Annotated in this window: 23 protein-coding genes; 12 read left to right on the plus strand and 11 right to left on the minus strand. The window is 60.6% G+C overall.

What is annotated here, in order from left to right; all coding sequences use genetic code 11:
* The first annotated feature begins 31 nt into the window (after nucleotides 1-31).
* The 3 genes from glmU to glmS all read left to right on the plus strand — a co-directional run bounded on the left by glmU (nucleotide 32) and on the right by glmS (nucleotide 4,221).
* Nucleotides 32-1,399, plus strand: a complete 1,368-nt coding sequence (gene glmU / locus BLS27_RS08520) for a bifunctional UDP-N-acetylglucosamine diphosphorylase/glucosamine-1-phosphate N-acetyltransferase GlmU (RefSeq protein ID WP_043214183.1) — start codon at nucleotides 32-34, stop codon at nucleotides 1,397-1,399.
* 207 nt (nucleotides 1,400-1,606) lie between these two features.
* Nucleotides 1,607-2,383 (plus strand): DeoR/GlpR family DNA-binding transcription regulator, encoded by a 777-nt coding sequence (locus BLS27_RS08525; protein ID WP_043214182.1) that lies wholly within the window; start codon nucleotides 1,607-1,609, stop codon nucleotides 2,381-2,383.
* Between the two features lie 2 nt (nucleotides 2,384-2,385).
* Nucleotides 2,386-4,221, plus strand: coding sequence for a glutamine--fructose-6-phosphate transaminase (isomerizing) (gene glmS, locus BLS27_RS08530; RefSeq protein ID WP_090344141.1), 1,836 nt, complete (start codon nucleotides 2,386-2,388; stop codon nucleotides 4,219-4,221).
* A 217-nt stretch (nucleotides 4,222-4,438) separates the two neighbouring features.
* Here the strand turns inward: glmS and BLS27_RS08535 are convergent, their stop codons facing one another.
* The 3 genes from BLS27_RS08535 to cynR form a co-directional block, all read right to left on the minus strand.
* Nucleotides 4,439-5,143, minus strand: coding sequence for an SDR family oxidoreductase (locus tag BLS27_RS08535; protein ID WP_090344143.1), 705 nt, complete (start codon nucleotides 5,141-5,143; stop codon nucleotides 4,439-4,441).
* A 104-nt stretch (nucleotides 5,144-5,247) separates the two neighbouring features.
* Nucleotides 5,248-6,135, minus strand: a complete 888-nt coding sequence (locus tag BLS27_RS08540) for a LysR substrate-binding domain-containing protein (protein ID WP_090344145.1) — start codon at nucleotides 6,133-6,135, stop codon at nucleotides 5,248-5,250.
* Between the two features lie 239 nt (nucleotides 6,136-6,374).
* A complete protein-coding gene (cynR, locus tag BLS27_RS08545) occupies nucleotides 6,375-7,271 on the minus strand; it encodes a transcriptional regulator CynR (protein WP_090344147.1) in 897 nt (298 codons plus the stop codon).
* Nucleotides 7,272-7,382: 111 nt separating this feature from the next.
* On the opposite strand from cynR, the gene BLS27_RS08550 reads away from it, so the two are divergent.
* The 3 genes from BLS27_RS08550 (at nucleotide 7,383) to BLS27_RS08560 (ending at nucleotide 9,835) form a co-directional block, all read left to right on the plus strand.
* Nucleotides 7,383-8,042, plus strand: a complete 660-nt coding sequence (locus BLS27_RS08550; protein ID WP_043210011.1) for a carbonic anhydrase — start codon at nucleotides 7,383-7,385, stop codon at nucleotides 8,040-8,042.
* Between the two features lie 32 nt (nucleotides 8,043-8,074).
* Nucleotides 8,075-8,545, plus strand: a complete 471-nt coding sequence (cynS, locus tag BLS27_RS08555; protein ID WP_043210009.1) for a cyanase — start codon at nucleotides 8,075-8,077, stop codon at nucleotides 8,543-8,545.
* 66 nt (nucleotides 8,546-8,611) lie between these two features.
* Nucleotides 8,612-9,835: an amidohydrolase family protein gene (locus tag BLS27_RS08560; RefSeq protein WP_043210006.1), complete on the plus strand. Its 1,224-nt coding sequence runs from the start codon at nucleotides 8,612-8,614 to the stop codon at nucleotides 9,833-9,835.
* 73 nt (nucleotides 9,836-9,908) lie between these two features.
* Here the strand turns inward: BLS27_RS08560 and lpdA are convergent, their stop codons facing one another.
* Complete coding sequence (lpdA, locus tag BLS27_RS08565; RefSeq protein ID WP_043210005.1) at nucleotides 9,909-11,309, minus strand: dihydrolipoyl dehydrogenase; 1,401 nt, start codon at nucleotides 11,307-11,309, stop codon at nucleotides 9,909-9,911.
* A gap of 210 nt (nucleotides 11,310-11,519) precedes the next feature.
* Here lpdA and cfaB point away from each other — a divergent pair, with 210 nt between their 5' ends.
* Nucleotides 11,520-12,704 carry a C17 cyclopropane fatty acid synthase CfaB gene (cfaB, locus tag BLS27_RS08570; RefSeq protein ID WP_043210002.1) on the plus strand — a complete coding sequence of 395 codons (1,185 nt, stop codon included), beginning with the start codon at nucleotides 11,520-11,522 and terminating at the stop codon, nucleotides 12,702-12,704.
* Nucleotide 12,705: 1 nt separating this feature from the next.
* On the opposite strand, the gene cls is transcribed toward cfaB, so the two are convergent.
* Nucleotides 12,706-14,145: a cardiolipin synthase gene (gene cls / locus BLS27_RS08575; RefSeq protein ID WP_090344150.1), complete on the minus strand. Its 1,440-nt coding sequence runs from the start codon at nucleotides 14,143-14,145 to the stop codon at nucleotides 12,706-12,708.
* A gap of 126 nt (nucleotides 14,146-14,271) precedes the next feature.
* On the opposite strand from cls, the gene BLS27_RS08580 reads away from it, so the two are divergent.
* Nucleotides 14,272-14,799: a DUF3617 domain-containing protein gene (locus BLS27_RS08580; protein ID WP_043209997.1), complete on the plus strand. Its 528-nt coding sequence runs from the start codon at nucleotides 14,272-14,274 to the stop codon at nucleotides 14,797-14,799.
* A gap of 4 nt (nucleotides 14,800-14,803) precedes the next feature.
* Here the strand turns inward: BLS27_RS08580 and folE2 are convergent, their stop codons facing one another.
* Nucleotides 14,804-15,691 (minus strand): GTP cyclohydrolase FolE2, encoded by an 888-nt coding sequence (gene folE2 / locus BLS27_RS08585; protein WP_090344398.1) that lies wholly within the window; start codon nucleotides 15,689-15,691, stop codon nucleotides 14,804-14,806.
* A gap of 112 nt (nucleotides 15,692-15,803) precedes the next feature.
* On the opposite strand from folE2, the gene zigA reads away from it, so the two are divergent.
* Both zigA and BLS27_RS08595 read left to right on the plus strand, forming a co-directional pair.
* Nucleotides 15,804-17,009 (plus strand): zinc metallochaperone GTPase ZigA, encoded by a 1,206-nt coding sequence (zigA, locus tag BLS27_RS08590; protein ID WP_043209996.1) that lies wholly within the window; start codon nucleotides 15,804-15,806, stop codon nucleotides 17,007-17,009.
* A 77-nt stretch (nucleotides 17,010-17,086) separates the two neighbouring features.
* Nucleotides 17,087-18,061, plus strand: a complete 975-nt coding sequence (locus tag BLS27_RS08595) for a CobW family GTP-binding protein (RefSeq protein ID WP_090344152.1) — start codon at nucleotides 17,087-17,089, stop codon at nucleotides 18,059-18,061.
* Here BLS27_RS08595 and BLS27_RS08600 read toward each other — a convergent pair whose 3' ends face one another.
* Nucleotides 18,062-18,454, minus strand: coding sequence for a DUF3301 domain-containing protein (locus BLS27_RS08600; protein ID WP_043209992.1), 393 nt, complete (start codon nucleotides 18,452-18,454; stop codon nucleotides 18,062-18,064).
* Nucleotides 18,455-18,573: 119 nt separating this feature from the next.
* On the opposite strand from BLS27_RS08600, the gene pdxY reads away from it, so the two are divergent.
* Complete coding sequence (gene pdxY / locus BLS27_RS08605) at nucleotides 18,574-19,446, plus strand: pyridoxal kinase PdxY (protein ID WP_070572228.1); 873 nt, start codon at nucleotides 18,574-18,576, stop codon at nucleotides 19,444-19,446.
* Between the two features lie 44 nt (nucleotides 19,447-19,490).
* On the opposite strand, the gene BLS27_RS08610 is transcribed toward pdxY, so the two are convergent.
* Entirely contained in the window at nucleotides 19,491-19,976 is a 486-nt protein-coding gene (locus BLS27_RS08610) for an acyl-CoA thioesterase (protein WP_043209987.1), read from the minus strand.
* A 324-nt stretch (nucleotides 19,977-20,300) separates the two neighbouring features.
* On the opposite strand from BLS27_RS08610, the gene BLS27_RS08615 reads away from it, so the two are divergent.
* Nucleotides 20,301-22,061 carry a cation:proton antiporter gene (locus BLS27_RS08615; RefSeq protein ID WP_043209985.1) on the plus strand — a complete coding sequence of 587 codons (1,761 nt, stop codon included), beginning with the start codon at nucleotides 20,301-20,303 and terminating at the stop codon, nucleotides 22,059-22,061.
* 172 nt (nucleotides 22,062-22,233) lie between these two features.
* Here BLS27_RS08615 and BLS27_RS08620 read toward each other — a convergent pair whose 3' ends face one another.
* The 3 genes from BLS27_RS08620 to uvrD form a co-directional block, all read right to left on the minus strand.
* Entirely contained in the window at nucleotides 22,234-22,641 is a 408-nt protein-coding gene (locus tag BLS27_RS08620; RefSeq protein WP_043209983.1) for an SMI1/KNR4 family protein, read from the minus strand.
* 112 nt (nucleotides 22,642-22,753) lie between these two features.
* On the minus strand, nucleotides 22,754-23,602 hold the full coding sequence (locus BLS27_RS08625; RefSeq protein ID WP_090344154.1) for a Tim44 domain-containing protein: 849 nt from the start codon (nucleotides 23,600-23,602) through the stop codon (nucleotides 22,754-22,756).
* 228 nt (nucleotides 23,603-23,830) lie between these two features.
* Nucleotides 23,831-26,014 (minus strand): DNA helicase II, encoded by a 2,184-nt coding sequence (gene uvrD, locus BLS27_RS08630; RefSeq protein WP_090344156.1) that lies wholly within the window; start codon nucleotides 26,012-26,014, stop codon nucleotides 23,831-23,833.
* Between the last annotated feature and the right edge of the window lie 10 nt (nucleotides 26,015-26,024).

The following is a 26,024-nucleotide window of genomic DNA, read 5'->3' on the forward strand; positions in this document are numbered from 1 at the left end:
TCACTGACCGCCCAGGATTGGTAGCCAGTCAATGTCTCTCGATATCGTTATTCTCGCCGCAGGCCAAGGCACCCGCATGCGTTCGGCGCTGCCCAAGGTTCTGCATCCGGTTGCTGGCAACTCCATGCTTGGCCATGTTATCCACAGCGCCCGACAGCTCAAGCCCACGGGCATTCACGTGGTTATTGGCCATGGCGCGGAGTTGGTGCGTGAGCGTCTGGCCGCCGACGACCTGAACTTCGTGATGCAGGACAAACAGCTGGGTACCGGCCACGCTGTTGCCCAGGCTCTGCCAGCGATCACTGCTGACACCGTACTGGTGCTTTATGGCGATGTGCCGTTGATCGAGGTCGAAACCCTGCAGCGCCTGCTGGCCAAGGTCAGCGCCAACCAGCTGGGCCTGCTGACCGTCGATCTGGAGGACCCGACTGGTTATGGCCGCATCGTTCGTGATGCCCAGGGCCAGGTGATGGCCATCGTGGAGCACAAGGATGCCAGCGATGCGCAGAAAACGATCAAGGAAGGTAACACCGGCATCCTGGCCATGCCGGCGGCACGCCTGGCCGACTGGATGAGCCGTTTATCCAACAACAACGCTCAAGGCGAGTACTACCTCACCGATGTGATCGCCATGGCCGTGGCTGATGGCTTGGTGGTGGCCACCGAGCAGCCTCATGACCCGATGGAAGTGCAAGGCGCCAACGACCGGCGTCAGCTGTCGGAGCTCGAGCGTCATTATCAGTTGCGCGAAGGCCGTCGTTTGATGGCCCAGGGCGTGACCCTGCGTGACCCGTCGCGCTTCGATGTGCGAGGCGAGGTGACCGTTGGTCGCGATGTGCTGATCGACATCAACGTGATCCTCGAAGGCAAGGTGGTCATCGAAGACGACGTGCAGATCGGCCCCAACTGCGTGATCAAGGACAGCACCCTGCGCAAGGGCGCGATCATCAAGGCCAACAGTCATATCGAGGGGGCCGTGATGGGTGAGGGCAGCGATGCCGGTCCCTTCGCTCGCCTGCGTCCGGGCAGTGTGCTGGACGCCAAGGCCCATGTGGGTAACTTTGTCGAGCTCAAGAACGCCCACCTGGGTGAAGGCGCCAAGGCCGGTCACCTGACTTATTTGGGCGATGCGCAGATCGGAGCGCGTACCAATATCGGCGCAGGCACCATCACCTGCAACTACGATGGCGCCAACAAGTTCAAGACGGTAATGGGCGAGGATGTGTTCATCGGTTCCAACAACTCTCTGGTAGCCCCGGTGGAAATTCAGTCCGGCGCAACCACCGCAGCCGGCTCGACCATTACCCAGACGGTCGAAACCAAGCAGTTGGCTGTGGCCCGTGCCCGCCAGCGCAATATCGATGGCTGGAAGCGTCCTGAGAAAATCAAGAAGAGTTGATTTATCCACAGTCAGTTATGCACAGGCCGGCTTATGTGAATAAGCCGGCTTTTTTTCTATCTGTGGAAAACCAATCGCAACCTACAAGGCGCTCCCGACTGAGCGGCGTAACTGAGCCGACAAAATGCGGCAGGCAGTGCTTGACGAATGATTGTCCTTAGGTTTTGATTGCAACCATTATCTTTCGAATCGAAACTTAAGCCGCCAATGTCGAAACGAAATACCCCTCAGCGTCGCCACAACATTCTGGCTTTGCTCAACGAACAGGGCGAAGTGAGCGTGGACGCGTTGGCCAAGCGTTTCGAAACCTCCGAAGTCACCATTCGCAAGGACTTAGCAGCGCTGGAATCCAATGGCCTTCTGCTGCGCCGCTATGGCGGTGCCATCCCTGTGCCACAGGAAATGCTCGTCGAGACCGTACAGCCTGTATCGAGCTACAAGCAGGCGATTGCCAAGGCGGCTGTAGGACGGATTCGTGAACACGCGCGCATCATCATTGACAGCGGCAGCACGACCGCTGCCATGATCCCGCAGTTGGGGCGCCAGCCCGGCCTGGTGGTGATGACCAACTCCCTGAATGTGGCCCGCGCCATCAGCGAACTGGAGCACGAACCGGTGTTGCTGATGACCGGCGGTACCTGGGATCCCCATTCCGAATCCTTCCAAGGCCAGGTCGCCGAACAGGTCCTGCGTTCCTACGATTTTGACCAGCTGTTCATCGGTGCCGATGGCATCGACCTAGCCCGTGGCACGACGACCTTCAATGAACTGCTGGGCCTGAGCCGGGTCATGGCGGAGGTCGCCCGGGAAGTGATCGTAATGGTCGAGTCGGACAAGGTCGGGCGCAAGATCCCCAACCTCGAGCTGCCCTGGGGCAGCGTCAACACCCTTATTACAGATGATCGCCTGCCGCTGGAGGCACGCGAACAGATTCAAGCCCGCGGCATCAATCTGATCTGCGCCGCGATCAGCCAGGAGCAATAACCATGTGTGGAATCGTCGGTGCCGTAGCCGAGCGTAATATCACTGCCATCCTCATCGAAGGCCTCAAGCGCCTGGAGTACCGCGGGTACGACAGCGCCGGCCTGGCGGTTCTGACTGCCCAAGGCGTTCTCGAGCGCCGCCGTCGCATCGGCAAGGTCAGTGAGCTGGAAGCCGCTGTTGCCGCCGACCCCTTGGCAGGCCAGCTGGGCATCGCCCACACCCGTTGGGCTACCCACGGTGCGCCGACCGAACACAACGCTCACCCGCACTTCTCCGGCGATGATGTGGCGGTCGTTCACAATGGCATCATCGAGAACCATGAAGCCCTGCGTGAAGAACTTAAGGGCCTGGGCTATGTCTTCGCCTCGCAAACCGATACAGAAGTCATCGTGCACCTGATTCACCACATCCTGGAATCCGTCCCCGACATTACCGACGCCCTCAAGGCCGCCGTCCAACGCCTGCACGGTGCCTACGGCCTGGCGCTGATCAGCAAGCATCAGCCAGATCGCTTGGTCGCCGCCCGCAGTGGCAGCCCGCTGGTGATTGGCCTGGGCCTGGGTGAAAACTTCCTGGCCTCCGACCAATTGGCGCTGCGCCAGGTCACTGACCGCTTCATGTACCTGGAAGAAGGCGACATCGCCGAGATCCGCCGCGACCAGGTGAGCATCTGGGACCAGGCCGGCCACAAGGTCCAGCGTGAGACCGTGCAGTACCACGAAGGGGCCGAAGCCGCGGACAAAGGCGCCTACCGCCACTTCATGCTCAAGGAGATCCACGAGCAGCCGAGCGTCGTCCAGCGCACGCTGGAAGGTCGCCTGGGCAAGGACCACGTCATGGTCCAGGCCTTCGGCCCGCAAGCCGCCGAGCTGTTCGCCAAGGTGCGCAATGTCCAGATCGTCGCCTGCGGTACCAGCTACCACGCCGGCATGGTCGCCCGTTACTGGCTCGAAGAGCTGGCCGGCATCCCGTGCCAGGTCGAAGTCGCCAGCGAGTTCCGCTACCGCAAGGTAGTGGTGCAGCCGGACACCTTGTTCGTCTCCATCTCCCAGTCCGGTGAAACCGCCGATACCTTGGCCGCCCTGCGCAATGCCAAGGAGCTGGGCTTCCTGGGGAGCCTGGCGATCTGCAACGTGGGCATCAGTTCGCTGGTGCGCGAGTCGGACCTGACCCTGCTGACCCTGGCTGGCCCGGAAATCGGCGTGGCCTCCACCAAGGCCTTCACCACCCAGCTGGTGTCGTTGATGCTGCTGACCCTGGCACTGGGACAGGTGCGTGGCACATTGCCGGCTGGCGTCGAGGCCGAGCTGGTGGAAGAACTGCGCCGCCTGCCGACCCGCCTGGGTGAAGCCCTGGCGATGGACAGCATCGTCGAAAAGACCGCCGAGCTGTTCGCCGACAAGCACCACACCCTGTTCCTGGGCCGTGGCGCCCAGTACCCGGTAGCCATGGAAGGAGCGCTCAAGCTCAAGGAGATCTCTTACATCCACGCTGAGTCCTACCCAGCCGGTGAACTCAAGCACGGCCCATTGGCTCTGGTAGACAACGACATGCCGGTGGTGACCGTCGCACCGAACAACGAGCTGCTGGAAAAGCTCAAGTCCAACCTGCAGGAAGTCCGCGCCCGCGGCGGACAGTTGGTCGTGTTCGCCGACGAGAACGCCGGCATGAGCAACGGCGAGGGCACCCATGTGATCAAAGTGCCGCACGTCATCGATGCGCTGGCGCCGATCGTCTACACCATCCCACTGCAGTTGCTGTCGTACTACGTGGCGGTGCTCAAAGGCACTGACGTCGACCAGCCGCGTAACCTGGCCAAGTCGGTGACGGTGGAGTAAGACTTTCCATGTATTTCTCAGCGTCTGACTGTATGGAATAAGTTCTACACAATGCATAAGCCCCCGTATCTACGGGGGCTTTCCGTTTCTGGGCCAAACCGTTGGCTCGGAATTCAAGATAAACGAGCAGCCGTTACACAGCCGCGCTGCGCTCACGAAGATCCACATTCAAGGTGCGAAGGAAAAGGGTCGGGTAATGCACGCGACCCTGAGGCCATCAGACGCTGCGGGTAACCCCGCCGTCGACCTTGATGTTCTGGCCGGTGATGTAGGCGGCCCCTTCGCTCGCAAGGAAGGCGATAGTGGCGGCGATTTCCTCGCTGGTGCCATAGCGCTTGAGCGGCACACCTTCACGGCGCTCTTCCGTTGCAGGGAGGCTGTCGATCCAACCAGGCAGCACGTTGTTGATACGAATGTTGTCGGCAGCATACTTGTCAGCAAAGATTTTACTAAACGACGCCAGGCCGGCACGGAATACCGCCGAAGTCGGGAAGAGTTCGCTTGGCTCGAACACCCAGGCAGTAGAAATGTTGATGATCGCACCGCCGTTCTGACGCTGCATGTAGGGCGTCACCAGTCGCGTAGGGCGGATCACGTTGAGCAGGTATGTTTCCATACCCTTATGCCAATCCTCATCGCTGATCTCGAGGATCGGCGCACGGGGGCCGTGGCCGGCGCTATTTACCAATACGTCAACACGACCCCATTTTTGAATGACGGCGTCGACCAGGCGTTGCAGGTCTTCGTTCGACTGGTTACTACCGGTTATCCCAATACCACCCAGTTCCTGTGCCAGCGCTTCCCCTTTGCCCGAAGACGACAGGATACCGACCTTGAAGCCATCAGCAGCCAGTCGACGTGCTGCTGCTGCTCCCATGCCGCTGCCGCCGGCAGTGACGATTGCTACTTTTTCTACTGACATACATCCTCCTGAGTGAGGCGTGGATGGGGTGTTGGTGAATTGAGACTAGCACCGCCCAGCACTCAGCAGAGAGACATCAACGCTTCTTCGATGCAGTAGATTTTTTATAGTCTGGCTTGCTCCATGAGCCATTCCCGCACCGTTTCAAGGGCCGCCGGCTGATGAGCGTTTCGCGGCCAGACCAGGTAGTAGGCTTTCTCCAAACTCATCTGGTGAGTCATCGCCAGCGCTAATCTGCCTGCTTCTATATCGGCTTTGACAAAGTAGTAGCTAGCCAAGGCCAACCCTTGTCCTGCTGCTGCTGCCTCGATAGCTAATACCGTCTGATTGAACCGTATATTTCTGAAGGGCAGGGGCAAGGCACTTTGGAAGGCCTGTTCAATGAACGCTGGCCAAAAATTGTGTGCGTCATGCAGCAGTGTGTATTCCTGGAGTTTCTCTACGCGCTCTGGACTACCGAGTTTTTCAATTAATGCCGGACTACCTACCGCAACGATACGTTCAGGCAAGAGAAGTTTGGCATTGAGCATGTTCTCGAAAGGCGTTCGCCCGTAACGGACAGCGAGGTCCGCTCCATCAGGTCGGAATTGCGAAATTCGGTCAGTGGCCAATACCTGCAAATTGATCTGAGGGTGCACAGCTGAGAACGAAGACAGTCTCGGTATCAGCCACTTCGCTGCAAACGTAGGCGTGACACTCACCGTCAGATCCAGATCATCTGGTTTGAGCGCCTCAGTGGCTGTGCTGATCAAGGCGAAGGCCTCACGAATGGCAATGCTGTAGGTCCTACCCGGATCCGTCATACGCAAGCCCCGGGGCAGTCGCTCGAACAGCTTCAACTCGAGCATCGCCTCAAGCCCTCGAATTTGCTGCGCCACAGCAGCCTGCGTCACTCCCAACTCCTCGGCGGCCAGCCGGAAGTTCAAATGGCGGGTAACCACCTCGAAGACCCTGAGCGCGTTAAGAGGCGGCAAGGAGGAATGTCTGTTCATGATAATTTTTCTACTGACACTCAAGTGATCTCCTGTCTTGCGGGGAACGCGTCATTCCAGTGTCAGAGGCTACGTCTAAGCCGTACGGAAAGGAACCTGTCACCAAGCAACAGGGCCTTGATGTATCAGCCGTCTTCGCCCATGGGACCGATGCTACCGACCCTTTGGCGACTGAATCATGTTCCCGCATGTGTGGGGCGACGATGTACCGAGCAGCCAGCTCGCGAAGGGTCGCTTCTCTAGCCCGGGCGCTTCTCCAAGTGGCCAGCGACCTCGGTGGCCACTTCAATGAACGCACGTGCCGCCGCGCTCTGATACGCGCCCTTGCGCTGCATGAGCACGGCGGTGCGCTGGAGTCGCAGTGGGTCCAGCTCGATGGCGACCAGCTCGTCGTGGGCGAGGGCGATGGTCGCGGGCAGCAGGGTGGACAGCGTGGTTCGGCGCACCACTTCGATGACCGCGCTGATGGCATTGGCCTCCATTTGCACACGCGGGCGGATGTCATGCTGGCGGCAGTATCGGTCGATCTGCTCGCGGGTGGCGAACTCGCTGCTGAGCAGGATCAGCGATTCGGCGTTCAAGGCTTCTGGTCCAATGGCGTGTTGCCCGGCCAGCGGATGCTTTGCGCCGACCACCAAGGCGAGGGTTTCGACCAGCAGCGGATAGGCGTCGATGTCTTGGGCGTGCACTTCTTCGAACGCGATTCCGACGTCCAGTTCATCGGATAGCAGGAGTTCTTCCATGTACTCCTGGGCGATTTCACGCACGTTCAAGGTGATGTTCGGATAGCGGCCGTGGAATGCCTCGACGAGCGGGCCTACCAGATAGGTGGTGAAGGTCGGGGTGACGGCCACTCGCAGCGAGCCTCGGCTCAGGTCGCCCACGTCATGAATGGCGCGCTTGCCCTCCTGCAATTCCTGAGACGCCCGTCGTGCATAACGCAGATAGACCTCCCCGGCATCGGTCAGCCGCGTCGTGCGGCCTGAGCGATCGAACAACTGCGCACCAAGGCTTTCCTCCAATTGCCGGACCTGCTGGGACAGGGCCGGCTGGGAGACGTGCAGGGCTGTCGCGGCCCGCGTGAAGCTCTGGTGTTGCGCGACGGCCAGGAAGTACTGGATATGCCGTGCCAGCATGGGTTGTTCTCATAAGATTAACTGATGCAGTGCATCATAAATGAGACTTTTACCTTATGAAATGGGCTGCGTAACCTTTGCCTCATCGCATCGCGACCTGAGGAGTCAGCCATGAAAGACATCATCGACGGTTTCCTGAAATTCCAGCGAGACGCCTTCCCCGAGCGTGTGGGCCTGTTCAAGAACCTGGCGACCCAGCAAAGCCCGCGGGCGTTGTTCATCTCTTGCTCGGACAGCCGGCTGGTACCGGAGCTGGTTACCCAGCGCGAGCCAGGTGATCTGTTCGTCATCCGCAACGCCGGCAACATCGTGCCTTCTTATGGCCCTGAGCCGGGTGGCGTGTCGGCTTCGGTGGAATATGCCGTCGCCGCGTTGCAGGTATCGGACATCGTGATCTGCGGCCACTCCGATTGTGGCGCCATGACGGCCATCGCCACCTGCAAATGCCTGGACCACATGCCTGCCGTGGCCGGTTGGCTGCGCTATGCCGACTCCGCCCGGGTGGTGAACGAGGCGCGTAACCACAAGGACCCGCAGGCGAAGGTCGAGGCCATGGTGCGCGAGAACGTGATTGCCCAGTTGGCCAACATCCAGACGCACCCATCCGTACGCCTGGCCCTCGAGGAGGGCCGTGTCGCGCTGCATGGCTGGATCTACGACATCGAGAGCGGCTGCATCGACGCCTTCGATGGCCGTACCGGCCAGTTCGTGCCCCTGGCCAGCAACCCTAATGTCCGTGCTGTCGCCCATCAGCTTCAGCGCGCTGTGTGAACCCCTTTCATCCCCCAAACGGAGATATCACCATGATCCAGTCCCAAGTCAGCCAGAATGCCCGCGTAGCCCTGACCGAAGTCATCCTGTTGTCCAAGGCTCGCAAGGATCTGTCCTTCGCTCAGATCACTGACGGTACCGGCCTGTCCGAAGCGTTCGTCACCGCCGCGCTGCTGGGTCAGCACCCACTGCCTGCGGAAGCTGCACAGGTTGTCGGTGACAAGCTGGGCCTCGACGCTGATGCCGTGGCGCTGCTGCAGACCATCCCGCTGCGTGGCAGCATCGAAAACCGTGTCCCCACTGACCCGACCATCTATCGCTTCTACGAGATGCTGCAGGTGTACGGCACCACCCTGAAGGCACTGGTCCATGAGAAGTTCGGCGACGGCATCATCAGCGCCATCAACTTCAAGCTGGACGTGAAGAAGGTCGACGATCCAGAAGGTGGCTCCCGCGCGGTGATCACCCTGGACGGCAAGTACCTGCCGACCAAGCCTTTCTGATTCGGTCACAGGTCAATGACCCGGCTGCCGCAGGGTGGCCGGGCCTTTGAACGAGGAATGACACGCATGGATTTGATCTTTCGAAATGTACGCATCGACGACAGTCTGCCACTGACGGATGTGGCGGTGCTGGATGGCAAGATCGCGCAGATTGCACCGACCATTGCCGTCCAGGCGACGCAGGAAGTGCAGGGCAACGGCAATGTGCTGATTCCTGGGTTCGTCGAAGGGCACCTGCACCTTGAAAAAGCCAACGTGATGCATCGCAAGGCCAATCGCTCTGGCACCTTGCAGGAAGCGATCGCTGTCACCGCCGAGCTCAAGCCTACCCTGACTCGCGAAGATATTCTGGAGCGTTCGACCCAGGTGCTGCGTGCATTGGTGCAGGCGGGCAGCACCCATGTGCGTGCGCATGCCGAATTCGACCCTTCACAAGGTTTCACGGGGTTGGATGTGGTGCTGGAACTGCGCGAGCGATTCCGTGACGTCATTGATATCCAGGTGGTCGCCTTCCCCCAGGAAGGGATCTTGAAGCTGCCTGGGATGAAGGAAATGATGGTCCAGGCCATGGAGAAGGGGGCCGATGTCGTCGGGGGAATTCCGTATAACGATGTTTCGCCGCTGGAGCACATCGACTTCGTGTTCGAGCTGGCCAAGCAGTACGACAAAGATATCGACTTGCACCAGGACTTCGCCGATGACGCCGAGAACATGACCATCGAGTACCTCGCGCGAAAGACCATCGAGCAGGGGTATCAAGGTCGTGTCTGCGTAGGACACCTGACCAGCCTGGGAGCGGTTCCCCCGGATAGACAGGCTGCGATTATCGATCTGCTGCGTCAGGCGGGTATCAGTGTCATGTGCCTGCCAGCGACCGACCTGCACCTGGGCGCCCGCGGTGACAGTCATAATGTGCGTCGCGCTCTGACGCCGGTAAGGGCATTGCGCGACGCAGGCGTGAATGTCTGCCTGGCGACCAACAACATCCGCAATGCATTCACGCCTTATGGTACGGGTGATCTGTTGAACATCGCACAGCTTGCCCTTTCGGCCTGCCATCTGGGGGGCGCGGATGATCAGGCGACCGTGCTTGCGATGCTCACCACAAGCCCAGCCAAAGCGCTGGGATTGAAGAACCACGGCCTGGCGGTGGGGAATGATGCCGACCTGGTACTGATCGACACGCAGTCGGTCCGTGATGTGATTCTCGATCTGCCGGCGCGCCTGATGGTGCTCAAGCGCGGCCAGGTCGTCGCGACCTCTGAGTACCGCCGTTCTGTCGCTTTTTGAGCATCCTAGAAGAAGGGGCGAACCGTAATGTTCGCCCCGTGCTCGGTTTTTTCTCGATGCGCTGTGCGTGTCGTCAGATCTGCATCGCCATGCCATCGACATTCATCGCTGCCTGGCGCAAGGCCTCGGAGCGGGTCGGGTGCGGGTGGCAGGTGAGGGCGATGTCTTCAGCCGAGGCCGAGAACTCCATGGCTACGCAGAACTCGCCGATCATTTCGCTCACGCTTGGACCGACCAGATGCACGCCGAGCACTTCATCGGTATTGGCGTCGGCGATGACCTTGGCGAAGCCTTCGGTCTCGTGGTTGATCTTGGCGCGGCTGTTGGCGGTGAAGGGGAACTTGCCCACCTTGTAGGCGCGGCCTTCGGCCTTGAGCTGCTCTTCGGTCTTGCCGACGCTGGCCAGCTCCGGACGGGTGTAGATGACACCTGGGATCAGGTTGTAGTTGACCTCATGGGCCTTGCCGGCGATACGCTCGATGCACGACACCGCTTCGTCTTCGGCCTTGTGCGCGAGCATCGGGCCGGAGGTGACATCGCCGATCACCCAGATGCCGGGTACCGAGGAGCGATGGTGATCGTTGGCCAGCATGCCGCGCTTGTCTGTGACAAGGCCTGCACTTTCCAGGTTCAAGCCCTGGGTGTATGGACGACGGCCGATGGCCACCAGCACGTAGTCGGCTTGCAGGGTTTCGGCTGCGCCGCCAGCGGCGGGTTCGAGGGTCAGGCTGACGCTGTCGGCGGATGGCGTGGCCTGGGTCACCTTGCTGCCGAGCTTGAAGGTCATGCCTTGTTTGGCCAAGGCCTTCTGCAGGGTCTTGGCGGTCTCTTCGTCGGTGCCAGGGCAGATGCGGTCGAGGTACTCGATGACCGTCACCTCGGCGCCCAGTCGACGCCAGACCGAGCCCAGCTCCAGGCCGATCACGCCTGCGCCGATCACCACCAGATGCTTGGGTACCTGGGGCAAGGACAAGGCGCCGGTGGAGTCGATGATGCGTTTATTGTCGATGGTCACGCCTGGCAGCGGAGTCGGCTCGGAGCCCGTGGCGATGACGATGTCCTTGGCTTGCAGGGTGGTTTCGCTGCCGTCCTCGGCCTTCACGATCACCTTGCCCACGCCGTCAAGACGGCCCCAGCCTTTGACCCAGTCGACCTTGTTCTTGCGGAACAGGTACTCGATGCCCTTGGTCAGGCCGGTCACGCTTTCGTCCTTCTGCTTCATCATCTGGGCCAGGTTCAGCGTTGGCTTGACCTCGATACCCAGATGGGCGAATTCCTCGCCGCTGGCGGCCTCGTAGAGCTCCGAGGCGTGAAGCAAGGCTTTCGATGGCATGCAGCCAACGTTAAGGCAGGTACCGCCGAGGGTCGAGCGGCCCTCGACGCAGGCGACGCTCATGCCCAGCTGGCCGGCGCGGATCGCTGCGTTGTAGCCGCCGGGGCCACCGCCGATGATCACCACATCATAGGATTTCATGGGATTTACTCCAGGAGTGAAGAAGCGCAGAGGGCCACAAGATTAGTCTGCGAAATCAAGGTTGTATACAATCTTGAGAGCAATTCGTACTGAATGGCTCTAGACCATGGTCTTGATAAACGGAAACTTCCGGTGAATGAACTACCCTTGCCCCGGTGACGTCCCAAATATGAGATGAGGCGTCCGGTACACATGAAGGGAGGGAAATTCATGCTTGCGCAACTTCCACCTGCGTTGCAGAGCCTGCACTTGCCTTTGCGTCTGAAGCTGTGGGATGGCAACCAGTTCGACCTAGGGCCAAGCCCACAGGTCACCATCCTGGTCAAGGAGCCTCAGCTGATCAGTCAGCTGACCCACCCGAGCCTGGACGAACTGGGTGTCGCCTTCGTCGAAGGCAAGCTGGAACTGGAAGGCGATATCGGGGAAGTCATCCGCGTCTGCGACGAGCTCAGCGAAGCTCTGCTCCAAGACGAGGAAGAAGTATCGCCAGAGCGTATCGCGCATGACAAAGCTACCGACGCCGAAGCCATTTCCTACCACTATGACCTGTCCAATGAGTTCTACCAGCTGTGGCTCGACCAGGACATGGCCTACTCCTGCGCGTACTTCCGCGAACCGGACAACACCCTCGACGAAGCCCAGCAGAACAAGTTCGATCACCTGTGCCGCAAGTTGCGCCTGCAGGCTGGGGACTACTTGCTGGATGTGGGTTGCGGCTGGGGTGGGCTGGCGCGTTTCGCCGCGCGTGAGTATGGCGCCAAGGTGTTCGGCATCACCCTGAGCAAGGAGCAGCTCAAGCTAGGTCGTGATCGGGTCAAGAAGGAGGGGCTGAGCGATCAGGTCGACCTGCAAATCCTGGACTATCGCGACCTGCCTCAGGACGGACGCTTCGACAAGGTGGTGAGTGTCGGTATGTTCGAACACGTCGGCCACGCCAACCTGGCGCTGTATTGCCAGAAGCTGTTCGGCGCCGTGCGTGAAGGCGGTCTGGTGATGAATCATGGCATCACGGCCAAACACGTGGATGGCCGGCCAGTCGGGCGAGGCGCGGGCGAGTTCATCGACCGCTATGTCTTCCCCCACGGCGAACTGCCGCACCTCTCGATGATCACGGCCAACATCTGTGAGGCCGGACTGGAAGTGGTGGACGTGGAAAGCCTGCGCCTGCACTACGCCAAGACGCTCAATCACTGGAGCGAAAACCTCGAGAACCAACTGCATAAAGCCGCCACCCTGGTGCCAGAGAAGACTCTGCGCATCTGGCGCCTGTACCTGGCCGGATGCGCCTATGCCTTCTCCAAGGGCTGGATCAACCTGCACCAGATCCTGGCAGTGAAGCCCTACGCCGATGGGCACCATGACCTGCCCTGGACCCGCGAGGACCTCTACCGCTGACTCAAAGGATCGGAGAAATCAGCCGGGCGATACGCATCCCAAGTTGTTGCAGGCGATGCGTATCGCGGCTGTCTTCAGCAGTGATCTCCCGGGCTTGGGCAAAGTCATCGAGCAGCATCGACTCGACCTGGTCGGCAAAGGCACGGTCGACGGTCAGCAAGGTAATCTCGAAGTTCAGACGGAACGAACGGTTGTCCAGGTTGGCACTGCCGATCGCACTCACCTCGTCATCCACCAGCACCACCTTCTGGTGCAGGAACCCTGGCTGATAACGGAACATCCTCACTCCGGCCCGCACCGCTTCGAAGGCGAACAGACTGGACGCTGCGTAGACAATGCGGTGATCCGGCCGTGAAGGAATGAGGATACGCACATCCACGCCGCGCAACACCGCTAAGCGCAGGGCGGCGAAGATCGCCTCATCTGGAATGAAGTACGGGCTAGTGATCCACACGCGCTGAGTAGCCGAGTGGATGGCTTCAAGGAAGAACAGCGCGCAGGTTTCCTGCGGGTCTGCCGGACCGCTGGCCAATGCCTGGCAGAGCACACCGTTATCCGGATAGGTGTCGGGCAGGATCAACGGCGGCAACTGGCGAGCGGCCCAATACCAGTCTTCGGCGAAGGACTCCTGCAAGCAGGCAAGCACTGGGCCGCTGACCTGAACGTGGGTATCACGCCAAGGCGACAGGCGAGGGTGGCCGCCGAGGTACTCGTCCCCTACGTTATGCCCGCCGAGGAACCCCAGCAGGCCATCGACGACGACGATCTTGCGGTGGTTGCGGAAGTTCACCTGGAAGCGGTTGAACCACCCACGGCGTGTGGCAAAGGCGTGGATCTTCACGCCTCCCTCCCGCAGGGTCTGGCTATAGCTGGCCGGCAAAGCATGGCTCCCCACCCGGTCATACAGCACGAATACCTGCACACCTTCTGCCGCCTTGCGCAGCAACAGTTGCTGCAGTTTCTTGCCGATGTCGTCGTCATGGATGATGAAGAACTGCACCAGCACGGCCTGCCGGGCTTCGGCAATGGCTGCGAAGATGGCATCGAAGGTGGCCTGGCCATTGATCAGCAGTTTCACTTCGTTGTTGGCCAGGCACGGCATGCGCCCGAGTTTCGGCATTGCCCGCAGGGCGGCATAGCTTTCCGACTCCCGGGCTGTCAGCGCTTCCTCAACCCAAGGCCGCCAGTTGAGATTGGCCATGGCGACGTGCATTTCCTGATTGGCCTGGCGTCTGGCTTGGATGTAGGCATAGAAGGAGCGGGCCCCAAACACCAGGTAGGGAATCAGCGTGAAGTAAGGGATGAAGAACAAGGACATCGCCCAAGCGATGGCACCCTGGGCGGTGCGCACGGTGAACACCGCATGCAGCGCGGCGATGATGCCTAGCAGATGAATCAGGCCAAGCACATAGCCGAAGAAATAGGGGCTGTGGAAATCCATATGCATCCTGCTTGCTGAGAGCCTGACGATAACAGAGCATGTTCCTGTCCCGCCTTGCAACCCGGAAGCGGAAATGACGTCTAAGGCTCAATCGGCAGAGGCCGTACTATCGAGGAGCATTGATCCATGAAGATTCGTCTGCCACTGCTGGCGCTGGCCTTGGGCCTGAGCGCACCACTGGTACATGCGCAGATGTTGCAACCGGGCTTGTGGGAGCTGACCACCAGCAATATGCAGGTCGATGGCAAGCCATTACCGGACATGGAATTCATGCTCGGGCAATTGAAGAACCTGCCACCTGAGCAACGCGCCATGATGGAAGGCATGCTGGCCAAGCAGGGCATCACCGTGGGTGGTAAGGGCGTGCGCTCCTGCCTGACGCCAGAGCAGGTCCGGACCAATGACATTCCGCTGCAGGACCCTCAGTCCGGCTGTACGCAGAAGATCACCGACCGTACAGGCAATGTATGGAAATTCCAGTTCAGTTGCCCTCGTGCCCAAGGCACCGGGCAGGCGACCTTCCTCAGTGACCGAGAGTTTCATACCCAGGTCAGTGGCACGTTCAACGCTTCAGGCGTTCAGCAACAGGGCAGCATGAACACCAAGGCGGTCTGGCTGGGTAACGACTGCGGTTCGGTGAAACCTCGCAGTTGAGGCTTCAAAACCGATAGCGACTGATCGCCACTGCGTCGTGGGCATGCAGACTCTCTGCATGCTCCACCCGCAGGCTGAACCCCTCTACCCACCGCACTTGCCTCAGCGCCTGGTGCAAACGCCTGGCGGCATCCTCACAGAACATCAGGTTCTGTCCATTGGCCAAGGCGAACGCCTGTTCGTCTGCGCGCTTTACCGCTGTTTGTACCGCCGTACCCAAGGCACGCTCCAGCGTGTCGATCAACTCGGAGAGCGGCAAGTGCTGCAGGTTCTCTCGCAGTCGTACTCGGACCTGGGCCTCGCTGCGCTGACTATGGGGCGTGGCGACGATGCCCTGATTGCTGCCGAGCCATTCCAGTAAGGTCGATTGATCGGGTACCTGCTTTGGAAAGTCCTTGAGGAACTGCTGCTGAATCAGCTGTCGGGCGAGCGCTGCGGAGCAGGGGCAGGTGGAGGAGTAAGGAATTACCACCGAGAGTTCCACGTGGAACATTTCATTGTCCGTCGTAGCATCCAAGGAGACGGGATAGCTTTTCCAGCCAGCCAAGGGGCTGACCAAGGCAGGTCTTTTCAGCAAATGCTCGAAGCGCAAACTCACCTGCGCCTTTGAAGAGAGCCCGACGTGGGTATCGAGGAAACTCGCCAGCAGCCGACGGAGTAGCAGCGGACTGAGCTCGGTGTTTTCCAAGGCTTCCAACGCCAAGTAAAGCCGCGACATGTGGATGCCTCGGGCGGCGCCGTCTTCGAGATTGACGCCCGCGTCGGCTTGGGCATTGAGGGTGCGTCCTTCAAATTGCAACGGCACGGCGATTCCACACATACCAACCCACTCCAGGGGGACGGCCTCGGGGAGGGACTGTGTGGCGACGTCGGGAAGCGTCAGGCTGGTCATCATGGGTTCTCTGGCAAGGATCGACAAACGCGGCTTGGCGAAATTCTGTTGTTATATTATAACAATGCGCAATGCATCGTTTCGAATGCGCTTGCCTGTCGAGGTACGACCAATGCCTAACCGTTTACCTGTAACTGTGCTTTCCGGCTTTTTGGGAGCTGGCAAAAGCACTTTGCTCAACCATGTGCTGCGCAATCGCGAAGACCTGCGCGTCGCCGTGATCGTCAACGACATGAGCGATATCAACATCGATGCGAGCGAGGTGCAGCGCAATGTCAGCCTGAACCGGGCGGAAGAAAAGCTGGTGGAGATGAGCAATGGCTGCATCTGCTGCACGCTGAGGGAAGATTTGCTCGAGGAGGTCGCGCGGCTGGCGAGCGAGGGTCGTTTCGATTACCTGCTGATCGAGTCCACCGGCATTTCCGAACCCTTGCCGGTCGCCGAGACGTTCACCTTCCGTGACGAACAGGGTCGAAGCCTGTCGGACATGGCACGCCTGGACACCATGGTCACGGTGGTCGATGCGCTCAATTTTCTGCGTGACTACCAGGCAGCCGACAGCCTGGCCAGCCGCGGTGAATCCTTGGGTGAAAACGACGAGCGATCTATCAGCGATCTGTTGATCGAACAGGTGGAGTTCGCCGACATACTGCTGCTGAGCAAGATCGACTTGGTCAGCCAGCATGAGCGAGACGAACTCACGGCCATCCTGCGCAGCCTCAACGCACGGGCGCAGATCGTGCCGATGGTCATGGGCCAGGTGCCGCTGGCACGTATTCTCGATACTGGCCTTTTTGACTTCGAGCAAGCGGCCCAAGCACCTGGCTGGTTGCAGGAGATGCGTGGCGAGCACGTGCCGGAAACGCAAGAGTACGGGATCGCCGCAGGGACGTGGCAGGCCCGTCGCCCGTTGCATCCGCAACGCTTCCACGATTTTATCCACAAGCCCTGGAGCAACGGCAGGTTGCTACGTTCGAAGGGGTTCTTCTGGCTGGCCAGCAAGTTCCAGGAGGCGGGCAGCTGGTCCCAGGCAGGCGGCATGATGCGCCATGGGTTCGCCGGTCGCTGGTGGCGCTTTGTACCGCAGGAGCAATGGCCGCAGGACTCCGAGAGCACCCAGGCGATCCTCAAGCAGTGGACGCAAGAATGTGGCGATTGCCGGCAGGAATTGGTGTTCATTGGTCAGAATATCGACTTCGCACAGCTATCCACAGAACTGGATGCATGTCTGCTGACCGACGAGGAATGGGCGCAAGGGGAGATGGCATGGCTGCGTCTTCCCGATCCGTTCGGGCCTTGGTATGACGAAGCAGCGTGAGGGTGTGGATAACTTTTGGCGGCTTGACTGGTAGCAACGAGGGCGCATAGTTGGAGGCTATTTCCAAGGTATGGCCCATGCTCCAGAACATCCCGACCCACGTGATCGCAGGCCCATTGGGCGCCGGCAAGACCAGCCTGATACATCAGCTGTTGGCTCAGCGCCCGTCAGGGGAGCGCTGGGCCGTATTGGTCAACGAGTTTGGGCAGATTGGCCTGGATGCGGCGCTGCTGAGTCGGGACGAGAATGGCATCGCTATTGGCGAGGTGGCCGGCGGCTGCCTGTGCTGCGTCAATGGCATGCCGTTCCAGGTCGGCTTGGGCCGCTTGTTGCGCAAGGCTCGGCCTGATCGGGTGTTCATCGAGCCGTCCGGTCTGGGCCATCCTCAGTCTTTGCTGGCCCAGTTGGGTCAGGCGCCCTGGGTGGGTGTACTGGCCGTACAGCCGTTGGTGATGGTGCTGGACGCCCAGGCTCTGGCCCGTGGTGAACCGCTGCCTGACGCGCAACGGCAAGCCTTGCCCGAGGCTGCATTGCTGGTTTTCAACAAGGCTGGGGCTTTGGATGAAACCCAGCGCCTGTTGATAACTGCACAGTTCCCCGAGTTGCCAAGGCTTTGGACCGATCATGGGCGATTGTCGGTGGACCTTTTGCCCGTCACGTCTGGCACAACGAGCCCTCTCGAGGCTGTGGACAAACTACCCAGGGAGACCCCTTCGAACCCTGCTGGCGCCCTGTGGACAGATCCTCGCCAGCCAATCTGTCTCGCCCAGCAAGGCGAGGGTGGCTGGAGTGTTGGCTGGCGCTGGCACCCCTCGCAGCGTTTCGACGCGACGCGTTTGCTCGCAATGCTTGAAAGCTGGCCGTGGCGCCGCGCAAAAGGTGTTATCCACAGCGACGCCGGCTGGCAGTCCTTCAATGGCCTGGAAGGCGAGGCACTGGCTTGGCAGCCGAGCGAATGGCGCAAGGATTCACGTCTGGAGTTGATCTTCGATCAGCCGCAGCTGCTGGACACCCTCCAGGAAGCCTTGGTGGCTTGCCGCCTGGAGGCCTGATCAGTTGCGCCAGCGGTTATGTTCCTGGCGCCACTGCTGCATCTCGATGACGTTATCTGCCTTCGGCGGAACCTTGATTTCAAATGGATAGGGCGCCAGTTCGATCTGCAGGGTGTGGGCACCGAACTGCGTCACTGTCCCAGGGTGGCGTTGCTCGCCGGTCACGGTGAACTCGAACCCATAGACACGCGCCAGGCGCTTGCGGCCATTGGCATCGCGCACGAAGGCGATGCGCTTGAGGGCGACGTTATCGTCGAGCAGTTGAAGGTCAAGCTTGGTGCAATGCTGCTTGACCCGTTCAAGGGCCTTTTCGCGCAGCCCATGGTTGTGCCACAACCAGGCACCGGCGGTCGCCAGTACCATCAGGACGAAGAGGTTCTCCAGGGTCAACATTTGCATATGCTCCAAAACGGTAGATCCAGCTTAACTGTGTCCCTGGCCTGTCGTACAGGTGGCAAACGGGTTCATACTGCGCGGCGCACATCTACTGAAACAGCTTTGGAATTTCCCACATGAAACGTACACCGCATCTGCTTGCTATCCAGTCCCACGTGGTCTTCGGCCACGCCGGAAACAGCGCTGCGGTGTTTCCCATGCAGCGGGTCGGGGTCAATGTCTGGCCGCTGAACACCGTGCAGTTCTCCAACCATACCCAGTATGGACAGTGGGCCGGTGAAGTGCTCGCTCCGGCGCAAATTCCTGCGCTGGTGGAAGGCATTTCCAACATCGGCGAGCTGGGCCATTGCGACGCGGTGCTTTCCGGTTACCTGGGCAGCGCCGAGCAGGGCCGGGCGATCCTGGCGGGTGTCCAGCGGATCAAGGCGGTGAACCCCAAGGCGTTGTACTTGTGCGATCCGGTCATGGGGCATGCGGAAAAAGGCTGCATCGTGCCGGTCGAAGTCAGTGAGTTTCTCTTGGAGGAAGCCGCCTCAGTGGCGGATATCCTGTGCCCCAACCAGCTTGAACTGGACAGCTTCTGTGGTCGTCGGGCCGAGTCCCTGGATGATTGCGTGGCCATGGCGCGCGGCCTGCTTGAGCGCGGTCCCCAGGTGGTACTGGTCAAGCATCTGTCCTATCCGGGGCGCGCCGAGGACGCCTTTGAAATGCTGCTGGTGACCCGAGAACACAGCTGGCATCTGCGCCGACCATTGCTGGCCTTCCCACGTCAGCCGGTAGGGGTGGGTGACTTGACCTCCGGCCTGTTCTTGGCCCGCGTGTTGCTCGGGGACAGCTGGGTCCAGGCGTTCGAGTTCACCGCTGCGGCCGTGCATGAAGTGCTGCTGGAGACCCAGGCCTGCGCGAGCTACGAGCTGCAACCAATCAGGGCCCAAGACCGCATCGCCCATCCGCGTGTGCGCTTCGAGGCGCAGCGGTTGGCGATCTAGGCCCATGACAGGGCCGCTGTGCAGCCCTGCCGGTTGCTCGACGTCTAGATCGAATCGGTCTTGAGGTTCTGGTAGCGCTGTTCCAGTTCCTGGCGGATCTGTCGGCGCTGCTGGCCCTGCAGGAAACGCCGCTTCTCTTCGCTGCTTTGGGGCTGGCGTGGCGGGACCTGCACCGGACGGCGATTGTCGTCGACCGCAACCATGGTGAAGAAACAGCTGTTGGAGTGCCGCACGGAGCGCTCGCGGATGTTTTCGGTCACGACCTTGATGCCCACTTCCATGGACGTATTGCCGGTGTAGTTGACCGAGGCGAGGAAGGTCACCAGTTCGCCGACATGTACAGGCTCTCGGAAAATCACCTGGTCCACCGACAGGGTGACCACATAGGTGCCGGCATAGCGGCTGGCGCAGGCATAGGCCACCTCGTCGAGGTACTTGAGCAGGGTGCCGCCATGGACGTTGCCGGAAAAGTTGGCCATGTCCGGGGTCATCAGGACGGTCATCGTCAGCTGGGCGTTTCCAGGTTCCATAGTGTGCTCACGGGTTGGTTGCGCTGAAACGGGGCTGGTATCTGCGGACACTTCTGTTTCCCCCTCATAGGGTTTCCCCATCCTGGTACGGGACGTCGCCTGACGTGCTTCCGTCACGCGGATCGTGCCATCTCTGGCAGCAAAATCGCCGATCTGTTTCTACATATTGCATCGGCTATTCATGCGAAGGCGCGATGTTAACCTGAGCGAGCCCATGCAACATGGGCTTTCCTGCTTTGAACACAGTATGTACGTGCTGCTCGCTTGGGTTTGCCTTGGCAGAGGAGCGGTCTGCCCGAGCAACGAGAAAAGGAGTACCTCGCCATGCATGCCATCAGTTTCATCCAGGATTTGGCCGTGATCATGCTGGTCGCCGGGGTGGTTACCATTCTCTTCCACCGTTTCAAGCAGCCGGTGGTGCTGGGCTACATCGTCGCAGGCTTCATCATTGGGCCTCACACACCACCCTTTGGCCTGATCCACGATGAGGACACCATCAAGACCCTGGCTGAGCTGGGGGTGATCTTCCTGATGTTCTGCCTGGGCCTGGAATTCAGCCTGCGCAAGCTGTTCAAGGTCGGCGCCACTGCGTTCATCGCCGCCTTCCTGGAAATCGTCCTGATGATCTGGATCGGTTTCGAGATCGGCCGCTGGTTCGGCTGGAGCACCATGGACTCGCTGTTCCTTGGGGCGATCCTGGCGATCTCCTCGACCACCATCATCGTCAAGGCGCTCAATGACCTGAAGATGAAGAACGAGCGCTTTGCCCAGCTGATCTTCGGCGTGCTGATCGTCGAGGATATCCTTGGCATCGGGATCATCGCCCTGTTGTCGGGTATCGCCGTCAGCGGCACGGTCAGTTCCGGCGAAGTGTTTTCCACGGTCGGCAAATTGTCGCTGTTCATGATCGTTGCACTGGTGATCGGCATCCTGCTGGTGCCAAGGCTGTTGGCCTATGTGGCGAGGTTCGAAAGCAACGAGATGCTCCTGATCACTGTACTGGGGCTGTGCTTCGGTTTTTGTCTGTTGGTGGTCAAGCTCGAATACAGCATGGTCCTGGGTGCGTTCCTGATCGGCGCGATCATGGCCGAATCCCGGCAGTTGCTGAAGATCGAGCGTCTGATCGAGCCCGTACGCGACCTGTTCAGCGCCATCTTCTTCGTTGCCATCGGCCTGATGATCGACCCGCGCGTGTTGCTCGACTACGCCTGGCCGATCGCAGTGATCACCCTGGCGGTGGTGCTGGGCAAAATGCTGTCGTGCGGCATGGGGGCATTCATCGCCGGCAATGATGGACGCACTTCGCTGCGTGTTGGCATGGGGCTTTCACAGATTGGCGAGTTTTCCTTCATCATCGCTGCCTTGGGCATGACCTTGCAGGTCACCAGCGATTTTCTTTATCCGGTGGCTGTGGCCGTGTCGGCCATCACCACTTTGCTCACGCCTTATCTGATTCGCGCTGCCGATCCGCTCTCGCTCAAGCTTGGCAAGGTGGTGCCCGGACGCCTGGCGCGGGTGCTGTCGTTATACGGGGAGTGGCTGCGCAGCATTCAGCCCCACGGCGAGGGTGCGATGGTCGCGGCGATGATCCGGCGTATCCTGATGCAGGTGGGCGTCAACCTGGCGCTGGTCATCGCGATTTTCTTTAGCGGTGGTTACTTTGCCGCGCGCATTGGCAACTGGTTGAGCGAATGGGTCAGCGATGTCAGCCAGCAGAAGGCGCTGATCTGGGGGGCCGCCTTGTTGTTGTCGCTGCCTTTCCTGATTGCCGCCTATCGCAAGCTCAAGGCGCTATCGATGCTGTTGGCGGAGATGAGCGTGAAGCCGGAGATGGCCGGACGGCACACTCAACGTGTCCGTCGGGTAATTGCCGAGGTGATTCCGTTGCTGTCGCTGCTGGTGATCTTCCTGCTGCTGTCGGCGCTTTCGGCGAGCATCCTGCCGACCAACGAGTTGCTGCTGGTCATCGCAATCGTGGCAGCGGTGGTGGTGGCCTTGCTGTGGCGATGGTTCATCCGGGTGCATACCCGCATGCAAATCGCCTTGCTGGAAACGCTGGAAAACAACCGGGATCAAACCCATTGAGCGTTTGTGCTCTCTGCGCAAGGCGACGTCGCAGTCCGAGGGGATGGAACGGTAACGCCGCCGCCAGGCGCAGAACGCCTGGCGATTCTACGTTGGGTGGTGGCTATGAGCCATCTCCTGGCGCAAGAAATTACATCGCACCGAGGTGCACGAGCTTTGCGGGAAGTACGGTTCAGCTTTCCAGCCAGACGTCCCGGACCCAGTGCCAGACGGTTTCCCAGTTATCTTCGCTGATCGCTTCTTCCTCGGCGTCCCACAGCACCACGGTGCCGTCTTCCTCGACACAGTAGTAGTTGTCCCCATCCTGGCACAGCGGGACCAGGTCGCGTGGCACGCCAGCATCCCAGGCGTTGGCGGCAACGTCTGGCAGGTAGGTGTGGGACTGGGGATCGGTGACGGTCACCGGCTCCAGGCTGCCGTACACCACGTCGCTGACCGTCAGCAGGAACTCACGCAGGCCGAACGGCATGTTGATCAGCAACTCTTCCTCGATTTCTACCAACAGGTCCTCGTCCGGCAATTCCAGTGGCACCGGCACGGGTTCATTGGCTTCACGGAGCTGATCGATCACTTCTTCCACGGCTTACATCCTCTGGCCTTGATGACAACGCTGCGGTTTATACCCTAGTAGCCCGCTGTGCCAAAAGCAAAAACCCCGGGCAAGCCCGGGGTTTTGAGTGCAACGCGGTAGATCAGCCGTTCTGGCGGATACCGGCGAGCAGCCAAGGCTGGTTTTCGCCCTGGGCGCGCTCCATGTGCCAGCTTTCGCTGAATGCTTCACCCTGGTCGAAGCGCGAGGTCTTCGATACACCATGGAAGGTCAGGGTGGCGACGGTCTTGTCGGCACGATCGTCGACACCTTCGAGCTGCACATCGAGGTTGTCGATGTAGGTGGACTGGAAGCCATCACCCAGGTCGGCACGCTCGCGCTTGAGGAACTCGAGCATCTGCGGGGTGACGAATTCGGCGATCTTGTCCATTTCGTTGGCATCCCAGTGCTGCTGCAGCGACATGAAGTGCGTGCGGGCAGCGGACAGGAAGCTTTGCTCGTTGAACCAGGCCGGAGCGTTGATGACCGGTGCGCCAGCAGCGGCCGAAGCGCCACCGAAGACCGACGGTTGGGCTGGCTGGGCATGGGTTTCACGCTGGTAGGGCGCATGGCCGGCACCGGCCATCTGCGGCTGCTGCTGGCGGCGGCGGGCGGCGATAAAGCGGAACACCAGGAAGGCGATCAGGCCCATGATCAGGAAGTCGAAGATCTGCATGCCCTGGAAGCCGTCGCCCATGAACATGGAGGCCAGCAGACCACCGGCGGCGATACCGGCCAGTGGGCCCAGCCAGCGCGAAGCACCGCTGGCGGCGGCCGGTGCACGGCCAGGAGCGGTTGGCGCGGCGGCAGGTGTGGTTGGCGCAGCCTGGCGGGTCTGGTGGATAGGCGCGGAGCCCGAGCTCTTGCCGCCGCCGAAACGCTTGGCGTTGGCATCCAGGCTCAGCGTCAGGCCGACGCACAGCGCCAGTACGATGCTAAGAAAACGTTGCATAGATGGGATATCCCCTGTGGGTGGATTGCACGCGCGTCATGTTGCACATGTTGTAGGAGACATGACCAGCGCCATAATGTTTCCAGCTTTTGCCTGAATGGTCTGAGGCAAGACTGATTGCTGGATAGGACCATTCGTCAAGATCTGTAGGAGGCGGCAGCACTGAACCAGGGGAGCTGGCGAAGCCTGCGGTAGGCCCTACTCGCACGGGATCAGTGCCAGCGGGCCTCAGATCGCTTCCAGCTTGGCATACCCCAGCATCAACCACTTGCTGCCCTCGGCGAAGTTGACCTGCACCCGTGCCTGGGCACCAGAGCCTTCGAAGTTGAGGATCACGCCTTCGCCAAACACTGCGTGTTGCACGCGCTGGCCAAGGTTGAACGCGGTCTGTGGGATGCTGGCATTGGCGAACAGGCTGCTCGCTTGGCTCTGGCTGCCACCGAAGGGACGGCTGACCGAGTTGGACAAGCGCACCTCTTGAACCAGGCCTGCCGGAATTTCCCGTACGAAACGTGACACTTTGTTATAGGTCTCGCTTCCATACAGACGGCGGGTTTCGGCGTAGGTCATGATCAGCTGGCGCATGGCCCGGGTGATGCCCACATAGGCCAGTCGGCGTTCTTCTTCCAGACGGCCGGGTTCTTCCAGGCTCATCTTGTGGGGGAACAGGCCTTCTTCCATGCCGACCAGGAACACATAGGGGAACTCTAATCCCTTAGCGCTGTGCAGCGTCATCAGCTGGATGCTGTCCTCGTGCTCGTCGGCTTGGGCATCGCCGGCCTCCAGGGAGGCGTGGCCGAGGAAGGCGGAGAGCGGCGATAGGTCGGCGTCGTCCTCGCTGGTCTCGAAGTTGCGCGCCGCGCTGACCAGTTCCTCAAGGTTTTCTACCCGAGCCTGGCCCTTTTCGCCTTTTTCTTCCTGGTGATAGAGGATCAGGCCGGACTGCTCGATGACAGTCTGGGTCATCAGGTGCAAGGGCATTTCCAGGACCTTGGCTGCGAGGTTTTCGATCAATTCGATGAACGCGCCCAAGGCACTGGCGGCGCGGCCTTTGAGGGCCTTGGCCGCCAACAGCTGGCACATGGCCTCCCACATCGACAACTGGCTGTGCCGGGCATGTTCGCGGATCGCCTCGACGGTCTTTTCGCCGATGCCGCGCGGTGGCACGTTGATTACCCGCTCCAGCGCGGCGTCGTTGCCGCGGCCTTCGAGCAGGCGCAGGTAGGCCATGGCGTTCTTGATCTCGGCGCGCTCGAAGAAGCGTTGGCCACCGTAGATCCGATAGGGAATGCGTTCGCGCAGCAAGGCTTCTTCGAGCACCCGCGACTGGGCGTTGGAGCGGTACAGGATGGCCACGTCGCTGCGGGCATTGCCCTGCTTGATGAAGCTCTCGATGGTCTCCACCACATAGCGCGCTTCGTCATGCTCGTTGTAGGCGGCATAGAGGGTCAGCGGCTCGCCTTCGCCCATGTCGGTCCACAGCTCTTTGCCCAGGCGCCCGCTGTTGTTGGCGATCAGGGCGTTGGCCGCCTTGAGGATACCGCCGGTGGAGCGGTAGTTCTGCTCAAGGCGAATCAGCTCGGCGTCGGGGAAGTCAGCGGTGTACTGATGGATGTTCTCGATCTTGGCGCCGCGCCAGCCGTAGATCGACTGGTCGTCGTCCCCCACCGCCATGAGGCTGCTGCCGCCTGCGGCAAGCAGGCGCAGCCAGGCGTACTGCACGGCGTTGGTATCCTGGAACTCGTCCACCAGCAGGTGGCGGAAGCGCCGCTGGTAGTGTTCGAGCAGTCCAGGGTGGTCGCGCCACAGGTCCAGGGCGCGAAGCAGCAATTCGGAAAAGTCGATGACCCCAGCGCGTTCGCAGGCCAGTTCGTAGGCCTCGTAGATGCTGCGCATGGTGCCCAGGAACAGATCGCCACCGGCCTGGATATGCTGTGGACGCAGACCTTCGTCCTTCTGGCCGTTGATGAACCATTGGGCCTGGCGGGCGGGCCAGCGCTGCTCGTCGAGGCCGAGCTCGCGGATCACCCGCTTGATCAGGCGCTGCTGATCATCGCTGTCCAGAATCTGGAAATTCTGCACCAGCCGAGCTTCCTGCCAGTGAGCGCGCAGCAGGCGGTGCGCCAGGCCGTGGAAGGTCCCCACCCACATGCCGGCCGGATTGATGCCCAGCAGTTGCTCGATCCGCTGGCGCATTTCGGCCGCCGCCTTGTTGGTGAAGGTCACCGACAGGATAGAGTGAGGGGAGGCCTGTTCGACCTGGATCAGCCAGGCGATACGGTGCACCAGCACGCGGGTCTTGCCCGAGCCAGCACCGGCCAGCACCAATTGACGCCCCAGCGGGGCCGCTACGGCCTGGCGTTGGGCATCGTTGAGGGAGTTCAGCAGGAGGGAGAGGTCATCATTGCGCATCTGGCCATTC

Origin of the sequence: Pseudomonas guariconensis (genome assembly GCF_900102675.1) — a bacterium.
GTDB lineage: Bacteria > Pseudomonadota > Gammaproteobacteria > Pseudomonadales > Pseudomonadaceae > Aquipseudomonas > Aquipseudomonas guariconensis.

Bases quoted from the DNA above. Each gene is read 5' to 3' on its own strand.
- pdxY (WP_070572228.1), top strand. From the start codon at position 18,574: ATGAAACGTACACCGCATCTGCTTGCTATCCAGTCCCACGTGGTCTTC.
- uvrD (WP_090344156.1), bottom strand. From the start codon at position 26,014: ATGCGCAATGATGACCTCTCCCTCCTGCTGAACTCCCTCAACGATGCC.
- BLS27_RS08560 (WP_043210006.1), top strand. From the start codon at position 8,612: ATGGATTTGATCTTTCGAAATGTACGCATCGACGACAGTCTGCCACTG.
- cynR (WP_090344147.1), bottom strand. From the start codon at position 7,271: ATGCTGGCACGGCATATCCAGTACTTCCTGGCCGTCGCGCAACACCAG.
- BLS27_RS08525 (WP_043214182.1), top strand. From the start codon at position 1,607: ATGTCGAAACGAAATACCCCTCAGCGTCGCCACAACATTCTGGCTTTG.
- folE2 (WP_090344398.1), bottom strand. From the start codon at position 15,691: ATGACCAGCCTGACGCTTCCCGACGTCGCCACACAGTCCCTCCCCGAG.
- BLS27_RS08625 (WP_090344154.1), bottom strand. From the start codon at position 23,602: ATGCAACGTTTTCTTAGCATCGTACTGGCGCTGTGCGTCGGCCTGACG.
- glmS (WP_090344141.1), top strand. From the start codon at position 2,386: ATGTGTGGAATCGTCGGTGCCGTAGCCGAGCGTAATATCACTGCCATC.
- BLS27_RS08615 (WP_043209985.1), top strand. From the start codon at position 20,301: ATGCATGCCATCAGTTTCATCCAGGATTTGGCCGTGATCATGCTGGTC.
- lpdA (WP_043210005.1), bottom strand. From the start codon at position 11,309: ATGAAATCCTATGATGTGGTGATCATCGGCGGTGGCCCCGGCGGCTAC.
- cls (WP_090344150.1), bottom strand. From the start codon at position 14,145: ATGGATTTCCACAGCCCCTATTTCTTCGGCTATGTGCTTGGCCTGATT.
- BLS27_RS08600 (WP_043209992.1), bottom strand. From the start codon at position 18,454: ATGTTGACCCTGGAGAACCTCTTCGTCCTGATGGTACTGGCGACCGCC.
- cfaB (WP_043210002.1), top strand. From the start codon at position 11,520: ATGCTTGCGCAACTTCCACCTGCGTTGCAGAGCCTGCACTTGCCTTTG.
- cynS (WP_043210009.1), top strand. From the start codon at position 8,075: ATGATCCAGTCCCAAGTCAGCCAGAATGCCCGCGTAGCCCTGACCGAA.
- BLS27_RS08580 (WP_043209997.1), top strand. From the start codon at position 14,272: ATGAAGATTCGTCTGCCACTGCTGGCGCTGGCCTTGGGCCTGAGCGCA.
- BLS27_RS08595 (WP_090344152.1), top strand. From the start codon at position 17,087: ATGCTCCAGAACATCCCGACCCACGTGATCGCAGGCCCATTGGGCGCC.
- BLS27_RS08550 (WP_043210011.1), top strand. From the start codon at position 7,383: ATGAAAGACATCATCGACGGTTTCCTGAAATTCCAGCGAGACGCCTTC.
- zigA (WP_043209996.1), top strand. From the start codon at position 15,804: ATGCCTAACCGTTTACCTGTAACTGTGCTTTCCGGCTTTTTGGGAGCT.
- BLS27_RS08610 (WP_043209987.1), bottom strand. From the start codon at position 19,976: ATGGAACCTGGAAACGCCCAGCTGACGATGACCGTCCTGATGACCCCG.
- BLS27_RS08535 (WP_090344143.1), bottom strand. From the start codon at position 5,143: ATGTCAGTAGAAAAAGTAGCAATCGTCACTGCCGGCGGCAGCGGCATG.
- glmU (WP_043214183.1), top strand. From the start codon at position 32: ATGTCTCTCGATATCGTTATTCTCGCCGCAGGCCAAGGCACCCGCATG.
- BLS27_RS08540 (WP_090344145.1), bottom strand. From the start codon at position 6,135: ATGAACAGACATTCCTCCTTGCCGCCTCTTAACGCGCTCAGGGTCTTC.